24 protein-coding genes and 1 riboswitch are annotated in these 26788 nt (G+C 61.1%); of the genes, 12 read left to right on the top strand and 12 right to left on the bottom strand.

Going from position 1 to position 26788, the window contains the following annotated elements; all coding sequences use genetic code 11:
• Nucleotides 1-288 precede the first annotated feature (288 nt).
• The 4 genes from BN1127_RS00480 (at nucleotide 289) to BN1127_RS00465 (ending at nucleotide 5379) form a co-directional block, all read left to right on the top strand.
• On the top strand, nucleotides 289-738 hold the full coding sequence (locus BN1127_RS00480; RefSeq protein WP_041206375.1) for an early set domain-containing protein: 450 nt from the start codon (nucleotides 289-291) through the stop codon (nucleotides 736-738).
• Nucleotides 739-945: 207 nt separating this feature from the next.
• Entirely contained in the window at nucleotides 946-3093 is a 2148-nt protein-coding gene (locus BN1127_RS00475) for an adenosylcobalamin-dependent ribonucleoside-diphosphate reductase (RefSeq protein WP_005323871.1), read from the top strand.
• Nucleotides 3094-3102: 9 nt separating this feature from the next.
• Entirely contained in the window at nucleotides 3103-3786 is a 684-nt protein-coding gene (locus tag BN1127_RS00470; protein ID WP_005323870.1) for a TSCPD domain-containing protein, read from the top strand.
• Nucleotides 3787-4008: 222 nt separating this feature from the next.
• Nucleotides 4009-5379 (top strand): PhoH family protein, encoded by a 1371-nt coding sequence (locus tag BN1127_RS00465; protein WP_041206373.1) that lies wholly within the window; start codon nucleotides 4009-4011, stop codon nucleotides 5377-5379.
• Nucleotides 5380-5448: 69 nt separating this feature from the next.
• Here the strand turns inward: BN1127_RS00465 and thiQ are convergent, their stop codons facing one another.
• The 3 genes from thiQ to thiB form a co-directional block, all read right to left on the bottom strand.
• Nucleotides 5449-6153, bottom strand: a complete 705-nt coding sequence (thiQ, locus tag BN1127_RS00460; protein ID WP_005323866.1) for a thiamine ABC transporter ATP-binding protein — start codon at nucleotides 6151-6153, stop codon at nucleotides 5449-5451.
• 78 nt (nucleotides 6154-6231) lie between these two features.
• Nucleotides 6232-7860, bottom strand: coding sequence for a thiamine/thiamine pyrophosphate ABC transporter permease (gene thiP / locus BN1127_RS00455; RefSeq protein WP_082029904.1), 1629 nt, complete (start codon nucleotides 7858-7860; stop codon nucleotides 6232-6234).
• A complete protein-coding gene (thiB, locus tag BN1127_RS00450) occupies nucleotides 7836-8816 on the bottom strand; it encodes a thiamine ABC transporter substrate binding subunit (RefSeq protein WP_005323861.1) in 981 nt (326 codons plus the stop codon). The genes thiP and thiB overlap by 25 nt, the downstream gene beginning before the upstream one ends.
• 99 nt (nucleotides 8817-8915) lie before the next feature.
• Nucleotides 8916-9006, bottom strand: a riboswitch (TPP riboswitch).
• Between the two features lie 91 nt (nucleotides 9007-9097).
• Between thiB and BN1127_RS00445 the strand changes: the two genes are divergently transcribed.
• Nucleotides 9098-9388 carry a PilZ domain-containing protein gene (locus tag BN1127_RS00445; RefSeq protein WP_005323856.1) on the top strand — a complete coding sequence of 97 codons (291 nt, stop codon included), beginning with the start codon at nucleotides 9098-9100 and terminating at the stop codon, nucleotides 9386-9388.
• Nucleotides 9389-9492: 104 nt separating this feature from the next.
• On the opposite strand, the gene BN1127_RS00440 is transcribed toward BN1127_RS00445, so the two are convergent.
• The 5 genes from BN1127_RS00440 to leuA all read right to left on the bottom strand — a co-directional run bounded on the left by BN1127_RS00440 (nucleotide 9493) and on the right by leuA (nucleotide 15420).
• On the bottom strand, nucleotides 9493-10419 hold the full coding sequence (locus BN1127_RS00440; RefSeq protein ID WP_005323854.1) for a transglutaminase-like domain-containing protein: 927 nt from the start codon (nucleotides 10417-10419) through the stop codon (nucleotides 9493-9495).
• Between the two features lie 112 nt (nucleotides 10420-10531).
• The gene (leuD, locus tag BN1127_RS00435; protein ID WP_005323852.1) at nucleotides 10532-11131 is read right to left on the bottom strand and encodes a 3-isopropylmalate dehydratase small subunit; all 600 of its coding nucleotides are present in this window, start codon (nucleotides 11129-11131) and stop codon (nucleotides 10532-10534) included.
• A gap of 12 nt (nucleotides 11132-11143) precedes the next feature.
• Entirely contained in the window at nucleotides 11144-12541 is a 1398-nt protein-coding gene (gene leuC, locus BN1127_RS00430) for a 3-isopropylmalate dehydratase large subunit (protein WP_005323850.1), read from the bottom strand.
• Between the two features lie 32 nt (nucleotides 12542-12573).
• Nucleotides 12574-13659, bottom strand: a complete 1086-nt coding sequence (leuB, locus tag BN1127_RS00425) for a 3-isopropylmalate dehydrogenase (RefSeq protein ID WP_005323847.1) — start codon at nucleotides 13657-13659, stop codon at nucleotides 12574-12576.
• Nucleotides 13660-13857: 198 nt separating this feature from the next.
• Nucleotides 13858-15420 carry a 2-isopropylmalate synthase gene (gene leuA / locus BN1127_RS00420; protein ID WP_005323845.1) on the bottom strand — a complete coding sequence of 521 codons (1563 nt, stop codon included), beginning with the start codon at nucleotides 15418-15420 and terminating at the stop codon, nucleotides 13858-13860.
• A gap of 406 nt (nucleotides 15421-15826) precedes the next feature.
• Here leuA and BN1127_RS00415 point away from each other — a divergent pair, with 406 nt between their 5' ends.
• From BN1127_RS00415 to ilvN, 6 genes are all read left to right on the top strand, one after another.
• Nucleotides 15827-16450 carry a TetR/AcrR family transcriptional regulator gene (locus BN1127_RS00415; protein ID WP_005323843.1) on the top strand — a complete coding sequence of 208 codons (624 nt, stop codon included), beginning with the start codon at nucleotides 15827-15829 and terminating at the stop codon, nucleotides 16448-16450.
• Nucleotides 16451-16590: 140 nt separating this feature from the next.
• A complete protein-coding gene (locus tag BN1127_RS00410) occupies nucleotides 16591-17094 on the top strand; it encodes a phosphatase PAP2 family protein (RefSeq protein ID WP_005323841.1) in 504 nt (167 codons plus the stop codon).
• Entirely contained in the window at nucleotides 17091-18200 is a 1110-nt protein-coding gene (locus BN1127_RS00405) for an MJ1255/VC2487 family glycosyltransferase (protein ID WP_005323839.1), read from the top strand. The genes BN1127_RS00410 and BN1127_RS00405 overlap by 4 nt, the downstream gene beginning before the upstream one ends.
• A gap of 35 nt (nucleotides 18201-18235) precedes the next feature.
• The gene (locus tag BN1127_RS20970; RefSeq protein ID WP_005323837.1) at nucleotides 18236-18388 is read left to right on the top strand and encodes a hypothetical protein; all 153 of its coding nucleotides are present in this window, start codon (nucleotides 18236-18238) and stop codon (nucleotides 18386-18388) included.
• A gap of 389 nt (nucleotides 18389-18777) precedes the next feature.
• Entirely contained in the window at nucleotides 18778-20496 is a 1719-nt protein-coding gene (locus BN1127_RS00400; RefSeq protein WP_005323836.1) for an acetolactate synthase 3 large subunit, read from the top strand.
• Nucleotides 20496-20990: an acetolactate synthase small subunit gene (gene ilvN / locus BN1127_RS00395; protein WP_025328160.1), complete on the top strand. Its 495-nt coding sequence runs from the start codon at nucleotides 20496-20498 to the stop codon at nucleotides 20988-20990. The genes BN1127_RS00400 and ilvN overlap by 1 nt, the downstream gene beginning before the upstream one ends.
• A 399-nt stretch (nucleotides 20991-21389) precedes the next feature.
• On the opposite strand, the gene pta is transcribed toward ilvN, so the two are convergent.
• On the bottom strand, nucleotides 21390-23543 hold the full coding sequence (gene pta, locus BN1127_RS00390; protein ID WP_041206371.1) for a phosphate acetyltransferase: 2154 nt from the start codon (nucleotides 23541-23543) through the stop codon (nucleotides 21390-21392).
• Nucleotides 23544-23612: 69 nt separating this feature from the next.
• The gene (locus BN1127_RS00385; RefSeq protein ID WP_005323830.1) at nucleotides 23613-24815 is read right to left on the bottom strand and encodes an acetate kinase; all 1203 of its coding nucleotides are present in this window, start codon (nucleotides 24813-24815) and stop codon (nucleotides 23613-23615) included.
• Nucleotides 24816-25117: 302 nt separating this feature from the next.
• Between BN1127_RS00385 and yfbV the strand changes: the two genes are divergently transcribed.
• Nucleotides 25118-25558 (top strand): terminus macrodomain insulation protein YfbV, encoded by a 441-nt coding sequence (gene yfbV / locus BN1127_RS00380; protein WP_042648098.1) that lies wholly within the window; start codon nucleotides 25118-25120, stop codon nucleotides 25556-25558.
• Nucleotides 25559-25603: 45 nt separating this feature from the next.
• On the opposite strand, the gene BN1127_RS00375 is transcribed toward yfbV, so the two are convergent.
• Nucleotides 25604-26104, bottom strand: coding sequence for a YfbU family protein (locus tag BN1127_RS00375; RefSeq protein WP_005323826.1), 501 nt, complete (start codon nucleotides 26102-26104; stop codon nucleotides 25604-25606).
• 219 nt (nucleotides 26105-26323) lie between these two features.
• Complete coding sequence (bcp, locus tag BN1127_RS00370; RefSeq protein ID WP_005323824.1) at nucleotides 26324-26788, bottom strand: thioredoxin-dependent thiol peroxidase; 465 nt, start codon at nucleotides 26786-26788, stop codon at nucleotides 26324-26326.

Here is a 26788-nt window from a genome sequence, read left to right as displayed (position 1 = left end):
GACACTGCCAGGCACCCAATACAAGAAACCCCGCTCAATGAGCGGGGTTTTTTATTTCCTGAAAATTAGCGCATTGACTGATAATTGACCTCTAACTTTGACGGCATGTTCCCTCGGTCCAAAAACCTCGACCATCTTCTGTTCGATATTTATCCATTATCACCACGTGCTGGATATAAAAAGCACAGAATGTGATGACTCTACCTTTCTTGTGATGCCTGCTCTGCTTTAATTCGTCTGCCCACGTTCGATGGGCCAAGGAATCACAATAATCTGAGGAATGGACACATGTTCAAAAGAACAGTAACGATGATGCTGGCGGCGGGAACCCTGGTATTAGGCGGTTGCGCATCCAATGGTGGTGCAGAGCAGGCGGCAGACAACAGCGACTTCGACGGCAAGTCCATCTACCTGCGCGGTGAGATGAACGACTGGATGGCGACCGATGAGAGCAAGGTGGTCAAGGTGGCAGACAAGCTCTACATGGCCAAGGGCACGCTCAAGAAAGAATGGGCTCCCTACAAGTTCAAGTTCGCCGATTCCGGCTGGAGCTGTGGTACCAACTTCGGCTACAAGAGTCCGAGTGACGGCGTTGCCGTGCTGGGCGGAGAGCCTGTGCCGGTCAACCCCTGCTCCAAGTATGAGGACATGAAGTTCTCGCCGGATGCCGACGGTGTCTACGAGTTCTATCTGAACATGGCGGGTGAGACGCCGAGCGTGTACGTCAAGAAGCCCTGAGAACTCACCTCCCGTTAAATTCATCGGGAAATGAACCGGTTAAATGCCCTGGCCCAAATATCTGCTGGCCGGGGCATTTTTTTAGGATAGAATCGGCGCCCCGTGAGAGAGATACTATATATAGTGTTATCTGGTTTATATGAAACCTATTAGTTGTGTTTTTAACTCTGTCATGACGTTGTTGCATTCACATAAGGTGGCTTGAAAATGGCTAAATCCAACCCTGTTCTGGAGAGTGGACCCGGTTCTGCCCTCATCCCCATGCAGGAAACCTCCCTCGAGATCTGGGACAGCAAGTATCGCCTCAAGAGCAAGGATGGGGCGCCCATCGATGGCACCATAGACGAGACTTATCAGCGGGTTGCCCGTGCGCTGGCGGCCCAGGAGAGCGAGCCCGATGCCTGGTATGAGCCCTTCCTGTGGGCCCTGCGCAATGGCGCCATCCCGGCGGGTCGCATCACTTCCAATGCCGGGGCCTTCGAGCACAAGCCGGCCACCTCGACCATCAACTGCACCGTCTCCGGCACCATCGAAGATTCGATGGACGACATTCTCGGCAAGGTGCACGAGGCCGGCCTGACCCTGAAAGCGGGCTGCGGCATCGGCTATGACTTCTCGACCCTGCGCCCGCGCGGTGCCTTCGTCTCCGGCGCCGGGGCCTATACCTCGGGCCCGCTCTCCTTCATGGATATCTACGACAAGATGTGTTTCACCGTCTCGTCAGCCGGTGGTCGTCGCGGCGCCCAGATGGGCACCATGGATATCCGGCATCCCGACGTGATCGAGTTCATTCAGGCCAAGCGGGAAGATGGTCGCCTGCGCCAGTTCAACCTCTCCCTGCTGATCACAGAAGAGTTCGTCAAGGCGGTGAAGGAGGATGCTCCCTGGCAGCTGATCTTCCCCTACACCGCCAAAGAGGTGGAGCAGGACGGCATAGCCCTGGATGATCCCGCTCAGGTGCTCTGGGCCGACTGGCCGAACAAGGAAGGAGTGGTGATCAATGCACTGGGGCAGGTGGCCTGCAAGGTCTACAAGACCCTGCCAGCGCGCAAGCTGTGGAACGTCATCATGACCTCCACCTATGACTATGCGGAGCCCGGTTTCATCTTGATCGACAAGGTGAACCAGATGAACAACAACTGGTTCTGCGAGGAGATCCGCGCCACCAACCCCTGTGGTGAGCAGCCCTTGCCCCCCTATGGCGCCTGCCTGCTGGGGTCGGTCAATCTGACCAAGTTTGTCCGCGAGCCCTTCACCGAGCGTGCCGCCTTCGACTGGCAGGCGTTTCGCAAGGTAGTGGCCATATTCACCCGCATGCTGGACAACGTGGTGGAGATCAATCAATTGCCGCTCCCTAAGCAGCGCGAGGAGATCACCGCCAAGCGCCGCCACGGCATGGGCTTCCTCGGCCTGGGATCGACCCTCACCATGCTGCAGATAAAGTACGGCTCTGCCGCTTCTGTCGCCTTCACCGAGCAGGTCTCCCAGGAGCTGGCGATGACCGGCTGGCAGGAGTCCCTGGCGCTGGCGAAAGAGAAGGGCCCGGCTCCCATCATGGAGCAGGAGTTCGAGGTGACCGGCAAGATGCTGCGGCTGCGCCCCGAGATGGTGGCCGATGGCATCAAGCTCGGCGACAAGGTGAAGGGCAAGGTGCTGCATGCGCGCTACAGCCGCTACATGCAGCAGGTGGCCGAGGTGGCTCCCGCCCTGGTGGCCGCACTGGCCGAGGTGGGTGGGCGTTTCACCCACCACAGCAGCATAGCGCCGACCGGTACCATCTCCCTGTCGCTTGCCAACAATGCCAGCAACGGCATAGAACCGAGCTTCGCCCATCACTACAGCCGCAACGTCATCAAGGCGGGCAAGAAGAGCAAGGAGAGCGTGGATGTCTACTCCTTCGAGCTGCTGGCCTACCGGGAGCTCATCAATGCTGGCGCCATGCCCTACACCGAGGATGAAGCCTGCCGTCTGCCGGATTACTTCATCACCGCCGACGACATCAGCCCGGCCCAGCACGTGGACATTCAGGCCGCGGCCCAGCGCTGGATAGATTCGTCCATCTCCAAGACGGCCAACGTACCGACCGACTTCCCGTTCGAGCAGTTCAAGGACATCTACATGTATGCCTCGGACTCCGGCCTCAAGGGCTGCACCACCTTCCGCTTCAACCCTGAGGCCTTCCAGGGGGTGCTGGTGAAGGAGAAGGATCTGGAGAACACTCAGTACGAGTTCACTCTGGAGGATGGCTCCGTCATCACGGTGAAGGGGAACGAAGAGATCGAATACGATGGCGAGCTGCACACCGCCGCCAACCTCTACGACGCCTTGAAAGAAGGCTATTACGGTAAATTCTGAGAACAGATTATGGTCAAGAAGATCGACAGGAAAATCGTCGCCTACAAGGTGAAAACCCGGGATGAGCCGCAAGAAGCGCCGGCTCCTCAGGATGACGTGGTGCACATGCACGAGACGGTACTGCGTCCGGAGCGGCTGATGGGCACCACCTACAAGCTGAAGACGCCGGAGCATGTCTCCGAGCACTCGCTGTTCATCACCATCAACGACATCATTCTCAACGAGGGCACGGTCCACGAGACGCGCCGTCCGTTCGAGATCTTCATCAACTCCAAGAGCCTGGAGCACTACCAGTGGATAGTGGCGCTGACCCGCATCATCTCTGCGGTGTTTCGCAAGGGTGGAGATGTCACCTTCCTGGTGGAGGAGCTGAGGTCCGTGTTCGATCCCAAGGGGGGTTATTGGAACAAGGGCAAGTATGTGCCGTCGCTCATCGCCGAGATTGGCAATGTGATCGAGACCCATCTCACCGAGATAGGGATGCTCAAGGCCACCGGGCTGGATGAGCACCAGCAGGCGTTTCTGGCCGAGAAGCAGGCACAGATCCAGGCCGAACAGGAGGCTGACGTCCAGCAGGCAGGCAGCGGCTTCCCGGCCAGTGCGGCGCTCTGCTACAAGTGCCACACCAAGGCGCTGGTGCAAAAGGATGGCTGCATGACCTGCCTAAACTGTGGCGATTCCAAGTGTGGCTAGCAGGTGCGGTTAGTCCGAAAAGCAGTGTGAAAAGACCGGCCTGTGGGCCGGTCTTTTCTATTGGGTATTTTCTGTTCAGTCAGTCGCGGGAGCCAAAGGGATTTGTTGCACGCTGGTAAAATCGGGCGTAGCGTTGGGGGTAATAAAACTGTCACGGCCGTGTGGTTTCAATGACATCTGAGATTCACACACGTGGCACCTTCAGTGCCAAGGAGGATGCTTATGGACAACACGGACCGAAAGCTGTTTATCCTGGATACCAACGTTCTGCTTCACGAACCCCTCGCCATCTACTCCTTCAAAGAGCACGACGTGCTCATTCCCATGACGGTGCTCGAAGAGCTCGACAACATCAAGGATCGCCAGAAAGACGTCAGTCGTGATGCCAGGGTCGCCATCCGGGCGCTGGAAGACGTGTTTCGCGACGCCAACCCCGAGCAGATAGTGCAGGGGGTGGCCCTGGCCGGTGAGGCAAGCGGTCATATCTCCATCTTCAGCGATCATCATCTGCCCCAGGATGCCGAGGTGTTCACCGACAAGGAGGCGGACAACCGCATCATCAACGCGGCCCTCTACCTGCAAAAACACGAGATGAAACGCCAGGTGGTGCTGGTCACCAAAGACATCAACATGCGCCTCAAGGCCAAGGGGGCGGGCCTTGCCCATGTGGAGGATTATCGCAGCGACCAGCTCATCGACGACATTCGCCTGCTGGCCAAGGGTTTCCAGGTGGTGCCCGGCAGCTTCTGGGAGCGGGTCGGCGAGTGCGACAGCGAAACCCATGGCCGCGATACGGTGCACGTTATCGATGCCAACCTGTTGGAGGGGGTACACGTCAACCAGTACCTGCTGGACGAGGAGAACTTCTTTGCAGCCAGGGTGCTGAGCCACGATAGCAACAAGATCCGCCTCAAGGATCTGGGCCGCGAGCGGCTGATGTCACGCAAGGCCTGGGGGGTGCATCCCAAGAACGTCTATCAGGGGATGGCGCTGGATGCTCTGCTGGATCCGCACATCGACCTGGTGATCCTGACCGGCCCGGCGGGCTGCGGCAAGACATTGCTCGCCATGGCTGCGGCCCTGGAGCTGGTGATCGAAAAGGGGATCTACGAGAAGGTGATCGTCACCCGTAACACCCCGGAGATCGCCGAGAGCATCGGCTTCCTGCCCGGTACCGAAGAAGAGAAGATGATGCCCTGGCTGGCGGCGGTGACCGACACCCTGGAAGTACTGCACAAGCAGGACGAGAACATGAGCGGGTCCCTCAGCTACATCATGGAGAAGGCCAACATCCAGTTCAAATCGGTCAACTTCATGCGCGGGCGCAGCATCCAGAACACCTTCGTGCTGCTGGACGAGTGTCAGAACCTGACTGCTTCCCAGATCAAGACCATCATCACCCGCTGCGGCGAGGGGACCAAGATAGTCTGCTCCGGCAACCTGGCGCAAATAGACTCCAACTACCTGAGCCCGGTGACCTCGGGGCTGACCTACATAGTCGAACGGTTCAAGGACTTCGACGGCAGTGCCAATATCTTCCTGAACGGGGTGGTGCGCAGCCGGCTGGCCTCGTTCGCCGAGGAAAATCTCTGATTTAACTGACTATCTTCATACGGAAAAAGGGAAGCCAGCGGCTTCCCTTTTTTGATCCCGTTGCTGTCATTACCCTTGTGCACGACCAAGGTAACGTAGCAGTCCGGGGTGCTCGCTGTTCTGCAGTATGTCGGGTTTGCCCTGCAGGGCGATGCGGCCTTCGTCCACGAACAACACCTGATCGGCGATAAGCTGGGCATCTTCCGGGTTGTGGGACACCATGAGCACAGTGATGCCCTGCTCGCAGGCAAGCTTGGCCACTTCGGCCAGCATCTCCCGGCGCAGGGCGGGATCCAGGGCCGAGAAGGGCTCATCCAGCAGCAACAGCGGTTTTCCCCGCACCATGGCGCGGGCCAGCCCGACCCGCTGTTGCTGGCCGCCGGAGAGCTGCTCCGGCAGGCGGCTCAGCATGTCGCCAAGACCGACCCGCTCTGCGCCCTGCTTCACCTGCTCGCGCTGTGCCGGACTCAGGCGCAGGCCCGGGTGCAGGCCGATGGCAATGTTGTCGAACACAGACAGGTGCAGGAAGAGGTTGTGATCCTGAAACAGGGTGGTGACAGGGCGCTCGGCCGGACCGAGCGGCAGCAGATCGACGTCATCGAAACTGAGGCGGCCGGACTCTACCGGCACGAAACCCGCGATCATGCCGAGCAGGGTGGACTTGCCGGCACCGCTCGGTCCTATCAGGGCCGTGATCTCCCCTCTGGGCAGGGTGGCGCTGAAGCTGACGCGCCAATCCGGGTAGCTGGTGACCAGCTGATCAATGTTCAGCATGTTGTCGTCTCCAAGAGGCCGCTTGACCAGCCTGTCTGGCCGAATAAACGGTGAGGGTGGAGTCGTACGCTTTGTGCCTCAATGTTCAGCATTTTTTCCTCCAAGACCCCGCTCAACCAGCCAGAACAGGGAGAAACAGAGCGTGAGCAGCATCAGGGCAGTGGCGGCCGCCTCGGTCAGCCGGTAGCTGCCGAGCTGCTGATAGAGCAGCCAGGGCAAGGTGGTGAGGGCCTGGCTGCCGAACATGGCGATGGCGCCGAGATCCCCGAGGGACAATATCATGGAGAGCGCCATGGCGAGCGCCAGCGGGCGGCGCAGCAGAGGCCACTCAACCAGTCGCAGGCGGTGCAGACCGCGCACCCCCAGGCTGTCCGCCAGCCGGTCATACTGACGCACCACCAACTGCATGGGGGCGCTGAGGGTGCGCAGCACATAGGGCAGCGCCATCAGGGCGTTGACCAGCACCACCAGCCAGGGGCCCAGGGCAAAGACATCGGTGAAGGGCATGAACATGATGAACAGCCCGGTGCTCAGCACCACTGCCGGGATCATCAGGATCATGGAACCGCTGGCCTCCCACAGGGCGGCGGCCCGCCGCTTGCGCCCGCGCACCCTCAGGTGGCGGCTGGTGAGCAGCAGACTGGCGCCGAGCAGGGTCGCCAGCGACCCGGCCGCCAGGGCAATGGCCAGGGACTGGCCGCCCGCCTGCCACAGCTGGGGGGATGCCAGCGCCGTCAGCAGACCGGGGTTGAAACCGGCCACGACTATGGCTAGCAGCGGCGGCAGGAAGATGGCAAGCCCGGTGGCAAGGGCCAGCCCATCCACCAGGCCTGTCCCCGGCTGATGGCGATCCGGCCTCAGGCAGGGGCGGCGGCTGGTGAGACGGCTGGCCGGGGTGGTCTGCAGCCTGTGTTGCAGCAGGAGCAGGGCGACGGTCAGCAGCAGCTGTACCAGCGCCAGTCCGCCCGCGGTGGCGAGATCGAAATCGAAACGCAGTGCCTGATAGACGGCCACTTCCAGGGTGGTGGACTTGGGGCCGCCGCCCAGCGCCAGCACTGTGGTGAAGCTGGTGAAGCAGAGCATGAAGATGAGGCTGGCGAGCCCCGGCAGTATGCCGCGGATGAGCGGCCACTCCAGTAGCCGGAAGATATGGGAGGAGCGCATGCCGAGCTGGCTGGCGAGGCGCCAGGAGGATTCGGGGATGCTCTCTATGCTCTGCAGGATGAGTCTGGCTGCCAGCGGCATGTTGAAGAACACATGGGCCAGCAGGATACCGAACAGGCCGTACAGGTAGTTGCCGGGATCCAGCCCCAGGCCGCGCAGCAGCTGTGGCAACCAGCCCTGGCGACCGTGCACCGCGACCATGCCGAAGATGGCGATGATGACCGGTAGCACCAGGGAGAGGCCGAACAGCTTGAGCAGCAGGCGACGGCCGGGGAAGCGGCGCCGCGCCAGGGCCCGGGCGACCGGAATGGCAAGCCCCAGGCTCAGCAGGGTGGAGAGCAGCGCCTGCCCCAGGCTGAAGCCCAGCACATGGCGCAGGTAGGGATCGGCCAACAGAGTGCGGGGAGACAAGGTGCCCGCCTGCCACAGCAGGGCCGCGAGCGGCCCGAGGGACAACAGCAGGATCAGAAAGGTGGCCGCACTGCCTGGCAGCCACCAGAGAGGACGAGTGTCTGCGTTCACTGGGTGACGGCTTGCAGCCATTCGCGGATCCAGTTCTTGCGATTGGCGGCCACTTCATCAGAGGTGAAGCTCAGCGGCTTGGCGACCGTGATCATCTGCTCGAAGCCCTTGGGCAGCGGCTGGTCGCTCACCGGGTACATCCAGTTGCCGGCGGGGATCTCCTGCTGGAAGGCCGGGCTCACCATGAACTGCAGGAACTGGTCAGCCAGCTTGTCCTGGGCAGCGCTTTTCAGCTTGGCGGCCACTTCCACCTGACGGTAATGCCCTTCCGCGAAGGCGGCCGCCTGATACTGGGGTTTGTTCTCGGCGATCAGGTGATAGGCGGGGGAGGTGGTATAGGAGAGCACCATGTCCGCCTCGCCGTCGAGGAACATGCCATAGGCCTCCGACCAGCCCTTGGTGACGGTGACCGTCTTTTTGGCCAGCTGTTCCCAGGCGGCGGGGGCCTGATCGCCATAGACAGACTTCATCCAGAGCATCAGCCCCTGACCCGGGGTGGAGGTGCGGGGATCCTGATAGATCACCTTGAGATCCTGGCGTTCCACCAGCTCTTTCAGGCTCTTGGGGGGCTGCTTGAGTTTGTCCTTGTCGTAGACGAAGGCGAAGTAGCCGTAGTCATAGGGGACGAAGGTGTTATCCTGCCAGCCACCCGGTACCTTGAGGGCGTCGAGCCTGGTGTGATGGGGGGCGAACAGGCCGCTCTGCTTGGCCTCGCTGACCAGGGCATCGTCCAGCCCCAGCACCAGGTCTGCCTTGTTGTGCTGGCCTTCCAGCCGCAGCCGGTTGAGGATGGCGACACCGTCTTCCAGGGCCACCAGATTGAGGGTGCAGCCGCACTCCTTCTCGAAGGCCTGCTTGATCTTGGGACCCGGGCCCCATTCTGCGGCGAAGGAGCTGTAGGTGTAGACGGTGAGGGTGTCGGCGGCAAATGCCTGGGCAGAGAGCAGGCCGGTCGCGAGCAGCAGCAGGGTCTTCATCAATGGCACTCCTGTGAGTACTGAGGTGCCATGGGCAGCGGTCTGCGCATCAATGGCACCTCTCTTGTGGTGAGGGCCAGCGGATGAGGGCGCAAAAACGCGCGCCATGCCTCAAATTCCTCCGCCAGCATTATCTGGATCAGGTTCACGGGTATAATCTCAGCGGTAAACCGCACCCCGTTTGAGCAACGAACCGCATTGTATTGACCTTCTTTGGGGGAGGCCAGCACTATGTTTCACGGGCCGCGCCGTGCGAGCCACCACCAAGGAGGATGCCCCCAGTGATCACCAGCACCAAGGAAAGACGTGCCTTCCAGCGCATGGTCATCAACGCCCCTGTCACCCTGTTCCAGCACCAGCAGGTGCTTGAAGGAGTCTGCCGGGATCTCAGCGCCAATGGCATGGGGGTCGAGGTGAACGAACACGGGTTTGATCTGGCCCAACCCATCCGGGTGAGCCTGGCCACCAGCAGCAACCTGCTGCCCCCCTTCGAGGCTCAGGCCCGCATAGTGCGGGTGCTGGAGGAGGAGGGTGGACTCTTGCTGGCCCTGGAGTTTCTGCCGCTGACCTGAGTCCGCACGCCACCCTGTTCCATCGACCAGCCACCGGCTGGTCGATGCATTTTCGGCCCGGGCCAACCTTGCCTTCCCGCCCGGATCTCCGCTCCGGGGGCGACTCAGTGGCTGGCCAGCACGGGTTGGACGCTCAACTGCTTGCTGTCGACCAGCGTCTTGCTGGTGGCGGCGATCTGGCCCATGGGGAGCTGGGCTGGGCCGGTCGGTTCCAGCAGCAGATAGGTTTCCCCTTGCCAGCTCAGGGTCGCCTGACCCGGGCCAGCCGGCAGCGCGACTCCCAGCAGGGCATGGCCCGGCACGAACACCATGGCCTGCTTCAGCTCGGGAAAGCGCTGGGCCAGCAGGGCCGCCATCAGGGTCACCTTGCTGTCGCAGTCCCCCCGGTTCTGCTCCAGCACCTGGCGCGGGCTCAGAAAGCCCTTGCCCGATCGCCCCGACTGGCTGTCGAGCAGCTGATAAGGGATGGCCTGGATGAAGTCGAGCATGTGCTCCACCGTCTTCTGGCGCGCCTCTGTCTCTGTGGCCCCCTCCTGCTTGAGCTGTTCGGCCAGGGGCGCCAGTTCGGCGCGGCTCTCCAGGGCGATGCGTACATGATCCTGCTTGATGGCGGGGGCGCCGTCGGGTGGGGTGAAGGGCTGGAAGTAGTGCTGCTTGAGCCACTCGGCCTCCAGTCTGGCCTGCTCCGGCTTGACCCATAGCGAGGCTTCCCTGGCCTTGTCGGCGTTGCGGCTCTTGAGGCTGAGGGCGAGGCTGGGGCGAGAGAGGGAGAACTGCACCTCGGGGAACTCAAGTGCAGCCTGCCGCAGCAAGCTCTGCAACACCTCTTCCTGCATCCTGGCCGGGCGATAGGCGATGAGCGGCGGCAGTTTGCCCGCCTCCAGCCGGTAGCTGAGTTGCTGGGCCTTGCCATCCCTGTCCTGCCAGCCGACGTTGAGCTGGCCGCCGTTGCTGTTGAAGTAGGTCTGTCCGCCCAGGGCCGGGAGGCTGAGCAGCAGGCAGAGCAGTGAAAGGGCGCCCCTTGCGGACATAGGTGTCTCCTGTCGGACATGCAGAGGTGGCGGGCCTTGTACAGCGACCCGACAATAAAACAGGGAGCCTCGGCTCCCTGTTGATTCTACTCGTTTTCTTGCAGCTGGCGCGTCAGATCCAGCTCGGCTGTTTCGCCTCGAAGGCGCTGATGGCGGCCTCGTGCTGCAGGGTCAGGCCGATGGCATCCAGCCCGTTGAGCAGGCAGTAGCGGCGAAACTCGTCGATCTCGAAACTGAAGCTGAGCTCACCGGCGCGCACCTGGTTCGCCTCCAGATCCACGTCGATCTCGATACCCGGCTGGGCGGCAACCAGCTGGAACAGGGCCTCGACCTCTTCTTCTTTCAGGCGTACCGGCACCATGCCGTTGTTGATGGCGTTGCCGTAGAAGATGTCGGCAAAGCTCGGGGCAATGATGGTCTTGAAGCCGTAGTCCGCCAGCGCCCAGGGGGCGTGCTCGCGGCTCGAGCCGCAGCCGAAGTTCTCCCTGGCCAGCAGTATGCTGGCGCCGGCGAATTGCGGCTGGTTCAGCACAAACTCGGGGTTCGGCTGCTGGCCTGCATCGTCCAGGAAGCGCCAGTCGTGGAACAGGTGCTTGCCAAAACCGATGCGGTTGACCTTCTGCAAAAACTGCTTGGGAATGATGGCGTCGGTGTCGACGTTGGCGCTGTCGAGGGGGACGACGATCCCTTTATGCTGTTTGAATCCTGTCATCGCTGTTTCCTCTTAGAGTGCGCGAATGTCGGCGAAGCGGCCGGTGACGGCGGCGGCGGCGGCCATGGCCGGGCTCACCAGGTGGGTGCGGCCGGCACGGCCCTGACGCCCTTCGAAGTTGCGGTTGCTGGTGGAGGCGCAGCGCTCCCCCGGTTGCAGCCGGTCGTTGTTCATGGCCAGACACATGGAGCAGCCGGGCAGGCGCCACTCAAAACCCGCCTCGAGGAAGATCTTGTCCAGCCCCTCGGCTTCGGCCTGGGCCTTCACCTGCTCGGAGCCCGGCACCACCAGGGCCTGTACCCCGGCGGCCACCTTGCGGCCACGGGCGATGGCGGCGGCGGCGCGCAGATCCTCGATGCGGCTGTTGGTGCAGGAGCCGATGAACACCTTGTCGATGGTGACATCACAGAGCTTCTGGCCCGGTTGCAAGTCCATGTAGGCAAGCGCCTTGCGGGCGGACTGCTGCTCCATCAGGTCGGCAAACGACTCCGGCGCAGGAATGGGTTCATTGACGGCAATCACCTGGCCCGGGTTGGTGCCCCAGGTCACCTGAGGGGCGATGGCGGCGGCGTCCAGCACCACTTCGGCATCGAATCTGGCATCGGCATCGCTCTTGAGGGTTTGCCAGTAGGCGATGGCCTTCGCCAGCGCCTCGCCGGTGGGGGCGAATACCTTGCCCTGGATGTAGTCGATGGTGGTCTGGTCCGGTGCTATCATGCCTGCCTTGGCGCCGAGCTCGATGGCCATGTTGCACACCGTCATGCGCCCTTCCATGGAGAGACCCGTGATGGCATCGCCTGCGAACTCCACCACATAACCGGTACCGCCGGCAGCGCCGACCTTGCCTATGATGGCCAGCACCACGTCTTTCGCGCTGATGCCTTCGGCCAGCTTGCCGTTGACAGAGATACGCATGGTCTTGGCCCGGCCCTGCTTCAGGGTCTGGGTCGCCATCACATGTTCCACTTCGGAAGTACCGATGCCAAACGCGAGCGACCCGAAGGCGCCATGAGTGGCGGTGTGGGAGTCGCCGCAGACGATGGTGGTGCCGGGCAGAGTGATGCCGAGCTCGGGACCCATCACGTGGACTATGCCCTGGTATTTGTGGTTGAGATCGTAGAGACGGACCCCGAACTCCTTGCAGTTGGCGGCCAGAGTCTCCATCTGGATGCGGGCCATCTCGCCGGAGGCGGCGATGTCCTTGGTGGTGGTGGAGACGTTGTGATCCATGGTGGCCCAGGTCAGATCCGGGCGGCGCAGCGGGCGCTTCATGGCGCGCAGGCCGTCGAACGCCTGCGGGCTGGTCACTTCATGCACCAGGTGGCGGTCGATGTAGATGAGGGGGGTTTCCCCTTCCACTTCCTGGACCACGTGGGCGTCGAACACTTTCTGATAGAGGGTCTTGGACATTGCTCTGTATTCCTTGTTATGTGCTGCGTGGCTCAGATCCGTGCGGCTATCTGGCTGCCTATCTCGGCGGTGCTCTGCACCGGGTGCTGTGCGTTACCCTGATGCAGGTCGGCGGTGAAGTAACCCTCGGCCAGAGCCTGGGCCACGGCCTGCTCTATGGCCTGGGCGGCGGCTTCCTGGCCCAGGCTGTAGCGCAGCATCAAGGCGGCGGAGAGGATCTGGGCGATGGGGTTCGCAATGCCCTTGCCGGCGATGTCGGGGGCCGAGCCACCGGCCGGCTCGAACAGGCCGAAGCCGGATTCGTTCAGGCTGGCGGAGGGGAGCAGCCCCATGGAGCCGGTGATCATGGCGCACTCGTCGGAGAGGATGTCACCGAACAGGTTGGAGCAGAGCAGCACGTCGAACTGGGACGGATCCTTGATGAGCTGCATGGTGGCGTTGTCGATGTACATATGGTTCAGGGCCACGTCCGGATAGGACTTGGCGACCTCGCTGACCACCTCGCGCCACAGGATGGAGGAGGCGAGTACGTTGGCCTTGTCGATGGAGGTGACCCTGGACTTGCGCACCCGGGCCGATTCGAACGCTATCTTGGCGATGCGCTCGATCTCGAAGCGGTGATACACCTCGGTATCGAATGCCTTCTCCATGGCGCCTTCCCCTTCGCGCCCCTTGGGCTGGCCGAAGTAGATGCCACCGGTCAGCTCCCGCACGCAGGCGATGTCAAAACCGCGATCCGAGATGTCGGCACGCAGCGGGGAGAACTGCTCCAGGCCGGTGTAGATACGGGCCGGGCGCAGGTTGCAGAACAGCTTGAAGTGGGCACGCAGGGGCAGCAGGGCGCCGCGCTCCGGCTGATCGTTCGGTGGCAGGTGCTCCCACTTGGGGCCGCCGACCGAGCCGAACAGCACGGCATCCGCCGCTTCGCAGCCCGCTATGGTGCTTTGGGGCAGCGGGGTGCCGTGGTTGTCGATGGCGATGCCACCGACGTCGTGGCGATCATAGTCGAGGGAGAAGCCGAATTTGGCCTGTACCTTTTCCAGTACCTTGATGGCCTCGGCCATCACTTCCGGGCCGATGCCGTCCCCCGGCAATACTGCGATCCGATAACTGCTCATACTCTCTCCGTCCTGATGTTGTTTTGAGTTCCATCTGCCCAGTGACCCGGTACTGCGAGCCTATGCCTGTTCAGACTGTCTCCGTCCTGATGTTGTGATTGCATTCCATCCGTTCAGCGAGCCGCTCGCTGCTCAGACGGTTTCCGATTTGGTGTTGTTTTTATGTCCCATCTGCTCAGTGAACCGATCACTCACTGTTCAGACGGTTTCCGATTTGATGTTGTTATTGCGTTCCATCTGCTCGGCGACCTGATCGGCACGCCAGATGCTGTTGATGACATGGACCAGGGCCTGGGCCGAGGACTCTATGATGTCGGTTGCCAGCCCCATGCCATGGAATTTGCGACCCTTGTATTCGGCGACTATGTCGACCTGGCCGAGGGCGTTCTTGCCTTCCCCCTTGCCCTTGAGCTCGTACTTGTCGATGCGGATCTCGTAGCCGGTGATGCGGTTGATGCACTGGTAGACAGCATCCACAGGGCCGTTGCCGGTGGCCGCTTCGCAGATCAGATCCTGACCCACCTTGAGCTTGACCGAGGCGGTGGCCAGCACAGAGCTGCCGCTCTGCACCCCGAGGTACTCCAGCTTGAAGTGCTCGGGCTCCTCGTGGATTTGGCTGAAGAAGGCCAGCGCCTCGAGATCGTAATCGAACACCTGCCCCTTCTTGTCGGCCAGGACCAGGAATTTGCCGTAGAGGTGGTCGAGATCGTAGCTGCTCTCGGCGTAGCCCATGCTCTCCATGCGGTGCTTGATCACGTGGCGGCCGGAGCGGGAGGTCATGTTGAGGTTGTTCTGGGTGAGGCCGATGCTCTCGGGGGTGATGATTTCGTAGGTGTTCTTGGCCTTGAGCACGCCGTCCTGATGGATGCCGGAGCTGTGGGAGAAGGCGTTGGCCCCGACGATGGCCTTGTTCGGCTGCACCGGCATGTTGCACAGCTGACTGACGAGCGTGCTGGTGCGATGGATCTCGTTGTGGCGGATGTTGGTGTGCACCCCGAGCAGGTCGGCGCGGGTTTTCAGGATCATCGCCACCTCTTCCAGGGAGCAGTTGCCCGCCCGCTCGCCGATGCCGTTGATGGTGCACTCTATCTGACGCGCCCCCATCTGTACGGCACCGATGGAGTTGGCCACCGAGAGGCCCAGATCGTCGTGGCAGTGCACCGAGATGATGGCCTGGTCTATGTTCGGCACTCGGTTGAACAGGGTCTGGATGATGCCGGAGAATTCGGTCGGCACCGTGTAGCCCACGGTATCCGGGATGTTGATGGTGCGGGCCCCCGCCTTGATGGCGGCCTCCACCATGCGGCAGAGATTATCAATCGGTGTGCGGCCCGCATCCTCGCAGGAGAACTCCACGTCGTCTGTGTAGCGCAGGGCGTGCTTGATGGCGCCGACCCCCATCTCCAGCACGTCTTCGAAACTCTTCTTCAGTTTGCTTTCGACGTGGATGGAGGAGGTGGAGATAAAGGTGTGGATACGGAAGGCTTCGGCGACCCGCAAGGCTTCGCCGGCGGCATCGATGTCTTTGGGCAGGGCGCGGGCCAGGGCGCAGACACGGCTGTTCTTGATGTGGCGGGCTATGGTCTGCACCGATTGAAAATCACCGGGGGAGGAGACAGGGAAGCCCACTTCCATGATGTCGACACCGAGTCGTTCCAGCGCCTGGGCAATCTGCAGCTTCTCCTTGACCGTCAAGCTGGCCGACAGCGCCTGCTCGCCATCACGCAAGGTGGTATCGAATATGATGACTCGATCTGACATGTGACTTCCCTCTTCCTAAGTTCGGTGCGTGCATCCTGCATTGGCATAAAAAAACCCGTGCGGGGTGCACGGGTTTTTGTAAATTCCGGCTATGCCTTAGCCCGGCTACAAGGATCCCGCGCGAGAAGTCGCGATTAGGGGGAGCAGTAGTAGCGGAGCGGCAATATGCATGATGACTCAATCCTTCCAGTCGATAACGCTACTACCAATATCGAGATTTTTATGCTGTGTCAACTCGAAAGGACAGGTTCAATTCACTGTGTTATTTAATCGGATTGTAAAGGAGTGCAAATTTCCTTGTCCCATATTCGGTTCATGCCTGATTATCTGGTCGTTCCTGCTGTACTCGATCACCCGCACAATCAGATCGACTTATCAGCCCTTGCTGAATTATCTGAGGTATTCCATGGAAAAACGCAGACCTGGCCGTCCGGTCGGACGTTCCGACATTCGTGACAAGCTGCTCGCCGCCGCACGCGAACGTTTTCTCAACACCCCCTACAGCAAGGTGACGACCCGCGAGATCGCCGAGCTGGCAGGCTCCAATCTGGCGATGATCCATTACTACTTCGGCAGCAAAGAGGGCCTCTACAAGGCGGTGCTGGGGGATGTGGCCGAGCCGCTGGATCAGGCCTGGCATGACGAGAGCAGCAACCGCAGCCTGACTGATCTGCTCAATACCTACTATCAGGTGATGGCGCCAAACAGCGAGCTGACTTCCGCCATCTCCAGCGCATTATCAACCGAAAAAAGCCCAGGGCGGGATTTTGTGTTGAATCGTCTGCTGGAGCGTCAACTGCCCCAGTTCGATGCCCTGCTCGAATCCATGCGCTCCAATGGCCAGCTGGGCGACAACCTGGATCCCGAGATGCTGAAGATCTCCTTCCTCAGCATGATGTGGCAGCCCTTCGTGATGAAGGATCTCTACGAGCAGGTGTTCGGCCTGACGGTGGACGAGAGTTTCATGAGCCGGTTGGCGGCCCACAACTGCCAGTTGATGGAGAACGGCCTGCGCGGTTCCCTGAACTGAGTCTTCCCGGGTAAAAACTGAAAAAAGGGCCGCATGGCCCTTTTTTGCATAGCTCATTTCACAAATCTGTTATCTCTCCTTCAACCAAGTGTCACTCCAGCGCCCTAGTCTGCAGGCAAGACTCAGGAGCAGGAGGCGTGATGAACAAGATCCAGCAATGGGACCTGCGGGTGTGCCGCGTCTGTCTGCTTCATCCCTACAACGGGCCACAGGCCAGGATCAGCCGGCTCATCTCCCGCACCGGTGACGGCCCCCTCTACGCTGTGCTGGCCGCCCTGCTCTGGTGGCAGGGAGAGGCGCAGCGGGAAGTGGTGCAAGTCGCCCTGCTGGCCTTTGCCGCCGAGCTGCCGCTCTATCTGCTGCTTAAGAATGCCCTGAGACGTCAGCGCCCCGTGGGCTTGCCGGTCTTCATCACCCCCTCCGATCGCTACAGCCTGCCCTCCGGCCATACCGCCGCCGCCTTCCTGATGGCCACCGTGCTGGCGGCAAGTTTTCCGCTCTGGGCGCCGCTGTTGTTTCTCTGGGCCATATTGGTCGGGGCGTCGCGCCTGCTGCTCGGGGTGCACTATCTGAGCGATCTGGTGGCCGGCGCCCTGCTCGGGGGCGGCTGCGCCCTGTGGGCGCTCGGCTGGAGCCAGGGATGAGGATACTGTTCGGGGTACAGGGGACCGGCAACGGTCATATCAGCCGCAGCAGGACTCTGGCGCGCGCCCTGAAGGCCAGGGGGATAGAGGTCGACTACCTGTTCAGCGGGCGCGCCGCCGACGGCTACTTCGAGATGGGGGAGTTCGGGGAGTACCGCACCTTTCCCGGCATCAGTTTCGTCAGCCATCAGGGCTGCATCTCGGGCTGGCGTACCCTCAAGGGACTCTCTCCCCTGCGCTTCTGGCAGGACATGCGAGCGCTGGATTGCCGGGATTACGATCTGGTGATCAGCGATTTTGAGCCACTCAGTGCCCATGCAGCCCGGCGCTGGCAAAAAACCAGTCTGACCATCAGCCATCAGGCCAGCTTCGACTGGCCCATTCCGCGCTGGGGGGAGAGTGGTTTCAACCGTCAGCTGATGCGCCACTTCGCCCCGGTGAGCCGCTCTCTGGGGTTGCACTGGTTCCATTTCGGTCAGCCGCTGCTGCCCCCCATCATAGATCCCATGACCCCGGTTCCGGACAACCAGCAGATCCTGGTCTATCTGCCATTCGAGCAGACAGAGCAGATAGCTGCGCTGTTGTCGCGCTTCAGCCAGCAGCGATTCGTCTGCTTTCACCCCGGTCTTCGCAAGGCCAGTCAATGGCGCAACATCCGCTTCGAACCGGCGGCCCGTGAGGGCTTCAAGTTGGCGCTGGCCGGTTGCCGGGGTGTCATCAGCAATGCGGGGTTTGAACTGGCCTCGGAGGCGCTGTCGCTGGGCAAGAAGCTCTTGGTCAAGCCTCTGGGCGGCCAGTTCGAGCAGCTGACCAACGGCAGGACGCTGGAGTTGATAGGGCTGGCCCAGTTGATGGAGACGCTGGATGTCAATGCGGTGAGAGCCTGGCTGGAGGCACCGGCACCCGGCAGAGTGCATTACCCCGATGTGGCGGGGGCGCTGGCCGACTGGCTGCTGGCCGGTACCGAGGAAGATATTGAGTCTCTCTCCCGCCGCCTGTGGGCCAGGACCCTCTTTCCGGAGGAGGTGTGCGATCGCCTTAGCGAGTTGGCGGGCAACCCGGCATTGTCCCGTCCCTGGTTATCGCAACTCAGCGCCTTTGACTAGACTGAATTGATCCCACCAAGGAGAGGACGGACACCATGCGCTTTACCAATGAAAACGGCGACACCATGACCCTGGCAGACAATCTCACCCTGCATGAGCTGCTCGACATGGGGGTCAGCATCTCGGTCTGTGAAGAGACGGATCCGGATCAGCAGATCTGGCTGGCGGAGCCGGAAGACGAGCACTAAAACGTTATGGTTTTGACGGCCCGCCCTCTGGGGGCGGGCCATTTATTTCCATCTCTATCCTGATTGGCAGCATGATCCGCTAGTTTCCCCCCCATACTCCCCGCTTTGTTTCCGGTCTGGTGACCAAGTCACTGAATGTTAATAGCTGTTTGAAATTTATGACTGTTCTGCTCAGACAAAGCCGTGGACAAGCGTTCACAAGCGGGTTAAGTTGGTTTTTCACCCGCTTTTCGGGTGAATGATGGAAAAAACCTATTTTTCTACTATCGACGGCTCCGAACTCGCCTGGTCTGGATGCAGACAACAACAAGAGACGGATCGGCGCTGCCGGGAAGCAGCGGACTGTCGGTAGCTTTCGCTTAACGGAGCAAAGCCTGGAGGGCTTTATCATGGAGATGTTATCAGGCGCCCAGATGGTGGTTAGAGCGCTGGAAGATCAGGGAGTGGAACACGTTTTCGGCTACCCTGGTGGCTCAGTGCTCGACATCTATGACGCTCTCTTCGAAAACGGCAAGATGGAGCATGTCCTGGTGCGGCACGAGCAGGCCGCGGTGCACATGGCGGACGGTTACGCCCGCTCCACCGGCAAGGTGGGCACTGTGCTGGTGACCTCGGGTCCCGGCGCCACCAACTGCATCACCGGCATCGCCACCGCCTACATGGACTCGATCCCCCTGGTGATCCTGTCCGGTCAGGTGCCGACCAGCATGATAGGGGAGGACGCGTTCCAGGAGACCGACATGATCGGCATCTCCCGCCCTGTGGTGAAGCACAGCTTCTTGTGCAAGAAGGCCAGCGAGATTCCAGAGGCCATCAAGAAGGCCTACTACATTGCCGCCAGTGGCCGCCCGGGGCCCGTGGTGGTGGACTTGCCCAAGGACGTGCAGAACCCGAAAGAGAAATTCCCCTACCAGTATCCCGAGTCCGTTTCCCTGCGCTCCTACAATCCGACCAAGGCCGGACACAAGGGCCAGATCAAGCGTGCTGCCAAGCTGCTGACCGAGGCGAGCCGCCCGGTCATGTACGTGGGCGGTGGCGCCATCAACGCCAATGCGGATCATCTGGTGACCAAGCTGGCGGAGCTGCTGAACCTGCCGGTGACCACCACCCTCATGGGGCTGGGGGCCTTCAGCGGTACCCATCCGCAGTTCATCGGTATGCTCGGCATGCACGGCACCTTCGAAGCGAACAAGAGCATGCACAACGCGGATCTCATCTTCGCCGTGGGTGCCCGCTTCGATGACCGCGTCACCAACAACGTGAGCAAGTTCTGCCCCAATGCGACCATAGTCCACATCGACATAGACCCCACCTCCATCTCCAAGACGGTGCAGGCCCATGTGCCCATCGTCGGCTCGGTGGAAACCGTGCTGGAGCAGATGCTGGAAGTGATCCGCGAGTGCGGCTTCGACAACGACAAGCAGGCGCTGGCGGACTGGTGGAGCCAGATCGATCAGTGGCGCTCCCGCAACTGCCTGGCCTACGAGACCCACCCCACCCTGATCAAGCCGCAGCAGGTCATAGAGGCGCTCTATAAGGTGACCAAGGGGGAGGCCTTCGTCGCCTCCGACGTGGGCCAGCACCAGATGTTTGCCGCCCTCTACTACCCGTTCGCCAAGCCGCGCCAGTGGATCAACTCCGGCGGTCTCGGCACCATGGGCTTCGGCATTCCCGCCGCCATGGGGGCCCAGTTTGCCAACCCGGATGCCGTGGTCTGCTGCGTCACCGGCGACGGCTCTGTGCAGATGAACATCCAGGAGCTCTCCACCTGCATGCAGTACGGGGTGCCCATCAAGATCATCTCCATCAACAACCGCGCGCTGGGCATGGTCAAGCAGTGGCAGAAGATGTTCTACGGCGGCCGTCACAGCCACTCCTACATGGAATCCCTGCCGGACTTCGTCAAGCTGGCGGAAGCCTATGGCCACGTCGGCATCGCGGTGAGCGATCCGGCCGAGCTGGAGAGCGCCATGGAGAAGGCGTTCGCCATGAAGGATCGGCTGGTGTTCATGGACATCTCGGTCGACCCGGATGAACACGTTTATCCGATGCAGATAAAGTTCGGTGCCATGGACGAGATGTGGCTGAGCAAGACGGAGAGGACCTGATGAGACATATAATTTCCGTTCTGCTGGAGAACGAATCCGGCGCCCTGAGCCGTGTGGTGGGCCTCTTCTCCCAGCGCGGCTACAACATCGAGACCCTGACGGTGGCCCCCACCGAGGATCCCACCCTGTCGCGCATGACCATCGTCACCATGGGTGACGAGCGGGTGCTGGAGCAGATCCAGAAGCAGTTGCACAAGCTGGTGGACGTGCTCAAGGTGTGCGATTTGAGCGAAGGGGAGCACATCGAGCGGGAGATCGCCCTGGTCAAGGCACGCGCCGCCGGTGGTGCCCGCGACGAGCTGAAACGGCTGGCGGATATCTTCCGTGGCCAGATTGTGGACGTCACCCCCGAGCAGTACACAGTGCAGCTGGTGGGCACCAGCGAGAAGCTGGACGCCTTCATCAAGACTGCCGCCCAGACCAACGAGATCATCGAGGTGGTGCGCTCTGGTGTCTGCGGTATCTCCCGTGCGGACAAGTCCCTGCGTCCCTGATATCAGGGGCTGGTAATCTATCCAAAAGGGGCTCTTCGGAGCCCCTTTCTCATGGTCGCTCTAGGGAGGGGAAGTGCTGACCGGAACTGTCATTTTCTTTCAAATGATCGGTAAACTATCCACAAAAGCTGTGGAAAACTCTGTAGATTAGCGGTGTGTCTGACGTTAGTTTGCTGATCTTAAAGGGATATTCTGATTTGATCCTGACTGGATCGCAATTGTGCAATCCCCCTGCGCGGGTGTGAGTGTTTGCTTATCGCCCGCGCCTTGCCAGATGAGCCCCAGCGTCAGATCGGGGGATCTGCCCAGGATCCTGATTTGATCTTGTGGATCAACATCTCGCCGCCATAAAAAAACCCGCCGGAAGGCGGGTTTTTCACAGGGCCAGCGCGGGCGATATTACTCGGCCTGGGCTGCCTGGATACCGGTCAGGGCGATGGTGTAGACGATGTCGTCTACCAGGGCGCCACGGGAGAGGTCGTTGACCGGCTTGCGCATGCCTTGCAGCATGGGGCCGATGGAGACCAGCTCGGCGGAGCGCTGTACCGCCTTGTAGGTGGTGTTGCCGGTGTTGAGATCCGGGAACACGAACACGGTGGCTTTACCCGCGACCGGTGAGTTCGGTGCCTTGGACTTGGCTACGTTCTCCATGATGGCCGCGTCGTACTGCAGCGGGCCGTCGATGATGAGGTCGGGGCGCTTGGCCTTGGCCAGCTCGGTCGCTTCACGCACCTTCTCGACGTCCGCACCGGCGCCAGAGGTACCGGTGGAGTAGGAGATCATGGCGACGCGCGGCTCGATGCCGAAGGCGGCAGCGGAGTCGGCGGACTGGATGGCGATCTCGGCCAGCTGTTCGGCGCTCGGATCCGGGTTGATGGCGCAGTCACCGTACACCAGTACCTGATCAGGCAGCAGCATGAAGAAGATGGAGGAGATGAGGGACGAACCCGGGGCAGTCTTGATGATCTGCATCGGCGGACGAATGGTGTTGGCGGTGGTGTGCACGGCGCCGGAAACCAGACCGTCCACTTCGCCACGCTCCAGCATCATGGTGCCCAGCACCACGTTGTCTTCCAGCTGTTCGCGGGCGACCACTTCGGTCATGCCCTTGTTCTTGCGCAGCTCGACCAGACGCGGCACATAGCGCTCGCGTACTTCCAGCGGGTCGATGATCTCGACGCGATCGGTCAGTACCACACCCTGCTGTTCGGCGACGCGACGGATCTCTTCCGGGTTGCCAAGCAGCACCGGACGGGCGATGCCACGTTCGGCACAGATGGCGGCAGCCTTGATGGTGCGCGGCTCTTCCCCTTCCGGCAGCACGACGCGCTTGTTGGCCTGACGGGCCAGCTCGGTCAGCTGATAGCGGAACGCAGGCGGGCTCAGGCGACGGGAGCGGGTGGACTTGGCAGAGAGAGACTCGATCCAGTGCTTGTCGATGTGGCCAGCCACATAGTCCTGCACCAGCTCGATACGCTCGCGGTCATCTTCCGGGATGTCGACGTTGAAGTTCTGCAGGCTGACGGCGGTCTGCCAGGTGTTGGTGCCGGTGATCATGATCGGCAGGCCGGTAGCCATGGCCTGTTGGCACAGGGCGATGACTTGCGGCTCAGGGTGGTAGTTGCCGGTCAGCAGCAGGGCACCCAGCTTGACGCCGTTCATGGCGGACAGACAGGCGGAGACGATGACGTCGGAGCGGTCGCCTGAGGTGACCAGCAGGCTGCCCGGACGGAAGTGCTCGATCATGTTGTGGATGGAGCGGGCACAGAAGGTCACGGTCTGCAGGCGACGGCTGTCCAGCTCACCCCTGTGCAGGATCTTGGCGGCCAGGTGCTTGGCGAGATCCTTGGCGCGCGGGGCGATCAGCTGGGTGTTCCAGGGGATGCAGCCGAGGATGCGCAGCGGGCTCTTGCCGAACACCTGCAGCACTTCCAGGTTGTGGGCGGTGTCGGAGGTGTGGTGATGGGCCTCGAACATCTCGGTCAGATCGGGGCGGGTCACGCCGTGCTCGTCAACCGGTGCACCCACCTTGTTGATGACGCAGCCCACGATGCGCGGGTTGCTGACGCCACCGAAGTTGGAGCAGGCCAGTTCGATGCGCTCTTTGAGCTTCTGGCTGGAGTCGTTGCCCGGATGGGTCACGAACACCATGTCGGCATCCAGCGCCTTGGCGACGTCGTAGTTCAGCTTGTTGGCAAAGGGTTGCTTGTCGGTCGGCACCAGGCCTTCGATCACCACCACTTCGGCACCGCTGGTCTTCACGTGCTCTTCGAAGCGGGCCACGATCTCTTCCAGCAGGATATCGGTGTTGCTGGAGGTGATCATGTTCTCGGCGTAGGAGAGGGCGAACGGCTCGGGTGGGTTGATGTTGGCGGCGGCGCGGATCACGGCGGTGGAGCGCTCGGTACCGGTTTCACCCGGGCGCGGCTGAGCAACCGGTTTGAAGAAGCTGACATTGACACCGTGACGTTCCATGGCGCGAACGACGCCAAGACTCACGGAAGTTACGCCGACACCAGTGCCGACCGGGATGAGCATAATAGTGCGTGCCACTTATTACCCCTTGTTCATTTTTGGGATCAGGAAAAGGCCGCCCTGGGGCGGCCTTGCTCTACAGCTAATTTATGCGCCGACCAGTTCCAGCGCGTCGTGGGCGATGACCCACTCTTCGTTGGTCGGGATAACCAGGGCCTTGGTGGAGCCAGCCTTGGTGATCTCGCCACCCTTGCCGAAACGTGCCTTCAGGTTGGCGTCGTGGTCGACGTCGAAGCCCAGCAGGCCCAGCTTGCCCAGGGTGATCTCGCGGATCGGGGCGGAGTTCTCGCCGATGCCGCCGGTGAAGACCACGGCGTCCAGACGACCGTCCATGGCGGCGGCGTAGGCGCCGATGTACTTGGCCAGACGGTAGCAGTACACGTCCATGGCGCGCTTGGCTTCTTCCTTGCTGTCGTAGTTGTCTTCAACGAAACGGCAGTCGGAGGTGACTTCGGTCAGACCCAGCAGGCCGGATTCCTTGGTCAGCATGGTGTTGATCTCGGCGACGCTCATGCCCAGCTTGTCGTGCAGGAAGAAGATGATGGCCGGATCCAGATCACCGGAACGGGTACCCATCACCAGGCCTTCCAGCGGGGTCAGGCCCATGGAGGTATCGACGGATTTGCCGTTCTTGATGGCGCAGACGGAGCCGCCGTTGCCCAGGTGGCAGTTGATGATGTTGAGCTCTTCCACCGGCTTGTTCAGCTGCTTGGCGGCTTCCAGGCTGATGTAGTAGTGGCTGGTGCCGTGGGCGCCGTAGCGACGGATGCCGTTCTCTTTGTAGAGTTTGTACGGCAGGGCGTACAGGAAGGCTTCTTCCGGCATGGTCTGGTGGAACGCGGTGTCGAACACGGCGACGTTCTTCTCGGCCAGCTCAGGGAAGACCTTCAGCGCGGCACGGATACCGATCAGGTGAGCGGGGTTGTGCAGCGGAGCATAAGGAATGGCGGCTTCGATACCGGCGATCACGTCATTGCAGATCCGCACGGAAGAAGTGAATTGCTCGCCGCCGTGTACCACGCGGTGGCCGATGGCGATCAGGTTCTTGGACAGTTCCGGGTTGAGCGGCAGGATCTTGTGGACGATGAAGTCCAGCGCTTCCTGGTGAGCGGCACCGGCACCCAGATCGGCGCTACCCTTTTCGCCGTTGAGCTTCCACTTGATGCGGGCGTCGTCGAGGTTGAAGCACTCGGCCAGGCCGGACAGCAGATCATCACCGGTGGTTGCGTCAATGACAGCAAACTTCAGGGACGAGCTGCCACAGTTAAGAACAAGAACCAGCTTACTCATGAATAAATCCTATCGCAGATTGGGTTGGGTTGGAGGATGCGCCGGACGCGGTGCGTCCAAAAACTATCAACTTATCCTTATGAGGGTTGGCAATCTGTTGCTTGCCCCTTGTATAGTGATACAAGACCCGGAATTCTGACGTCCCTGACAGGCCAGCAGCAAACCACTGGCGTAAAAATTGGGCGTACAAAGGATAACCTGATTGTTGAAAAATAACAAAGTCATCCTCAACCTTTGTTATCGCCTCTCAAATATTGTCGAGGTTTTGCCGTTAATACGTTCAAAAAGAGCTCGGAGGTAGTATGAGCATGAACATTTTTGGAACTAAATTACAGCAAGGCCGTCATTATATGACTCTTTGGCCGCGCCGTCCCGAGCTTAATTCCATGTTCCCGGAGAATCGGGTGATCAAGGCCACCGAGTTCGCTCTCAGGGTCATCCCGGCACTCGCCGTGCTCAGCGTCATGCTGCAGTTCCAGTTCGGCGAACTGCACTACTGGCCCTCCGTGATGGCCTCCGTGCTCTTCCTGCTCAGCCTGCCGCTGCAAGGCTATTACTGGCTCGGCCAGCGTGCCGATACCCGTCTTCCCCCCTCCCTTGCCAATTGGTACAGGGAGATCAACGGCAAGATGAACGAGCAGGGCGGTCATCGTCAGCTGGTGGCCTGCCCCCGTTACGAGGAGCTGGCCGATACCCTCAACGCCGCCTTCAAGCAGCTGGACAAATCCTTCCTCTACGAATAACCCCGGCAGGGGAGCAAAAGGCGCCATCAGGCGCCTTTTTCACATTCAGGCGGCCAGCACCTTGCTGATCTCCTGAATGGAGAGCTTGTACTGACGGGGGCACTGACGCCAGGCCGCCAGCATGCGCTGGTACTTGTCGCGCATGGCGATGTCGCTGGAGAGCTCGTCGCAGGGGCAGGGCAGTTCGGGGAAGCGCTTGTCCACCTCCAGCAGGAAGCAGACATAATCCGCCAGTTCCCGCTCCTGGCTGCGGCTGTAGCCGTTGAAGGCCAGGCGACTCTCGTTCACCTCGGCCCGGGTACCGGCGTCGAGGTTGCCCCAGGAGATGGCCAGCGCATGATGCAGCTCCAGGGTGTCCAGCACCTCCTGGCAGGTGGCGAGATCCAGGTGGCCGAAGCTCTTCTCCAGCTCGAGGATCTGCAGGCAGTAGCCACGCTCGACTATGGTGCTGGCCCGCTGGTAAAACGCCGCCTTCTCCGGATTGAGTTTGGCCAGGATCTCGTACTGGTTGCTCAGGATCAGGCGTTCGGTATGGCTCATGTTCATGGGCTGTCTCGCTGGAAAATGAATCTGGGGTCACGTTAACCCATATCCAGGATGAATTTTTTGATCTGATAGGGGAGGTTGGCGAGAAAAACGGGAAGGAGGGTCCAATAGGGGAGCTGCATTTGGCAGGACATCCCCGGCTCTTGCATGGCAGAGTTGGGTGCAAACGAACAGGGCCTGCATCTGCAGGCCCTGTTGTCGTGTCTGAACTGGCGGGGCTCAGCCCTTGACGAGGTCGAGCACTACCTGATGGTGATCGCTGGTCTTGAACTTGTCGAAGCGATGGGCCACTTTGCCCTCCTCATCGATGAGGAAGCTCAGCCGATGGATGCCGTCATACTCCTTGCCCATGAACTTCTTCGGGCCCCAGACGCCAAAGGCATCGGCCACGGCGTGATCCTCATCGGCCAGCAGCCGGAAGTTCAGGCTGTCGCGTTCCTCGAATTTTTTCAGGCGCTTGGCCGGATCCGGGCTGATACCGAGCACCACCACGTTGAGGGCGGCCAGCTCTGCATTGACGTCGCGCAGGCCGCAGGCCTGGGTGGTGCAGCCCGGGGTCATCGCCTTGGGATAGAAATAGATGAGCACCTTCTTGCCCCGCAGGGAGGACAGACTGACCTGCTGACCATCCTGATCGGGGAGGGAAAAATCGGGGGCCTGAGTACCAACTTGTAGTGGTTGCAT

Origin of the sequence: Aeromonas media (assembly GCF_000819985.1) — a bacterium.
Taxonomy (GTDB): Bacteria; Pseudomonadota; Gammaproteobacteria; order Enterobacterales; family Aeromonadaceae; genus Aeromonas; species Aeromonas media.
Note: the sequence above shows the minus strand (reverse complement) of the source record. Positions and strands in the feature narration are given on the sequence as shown.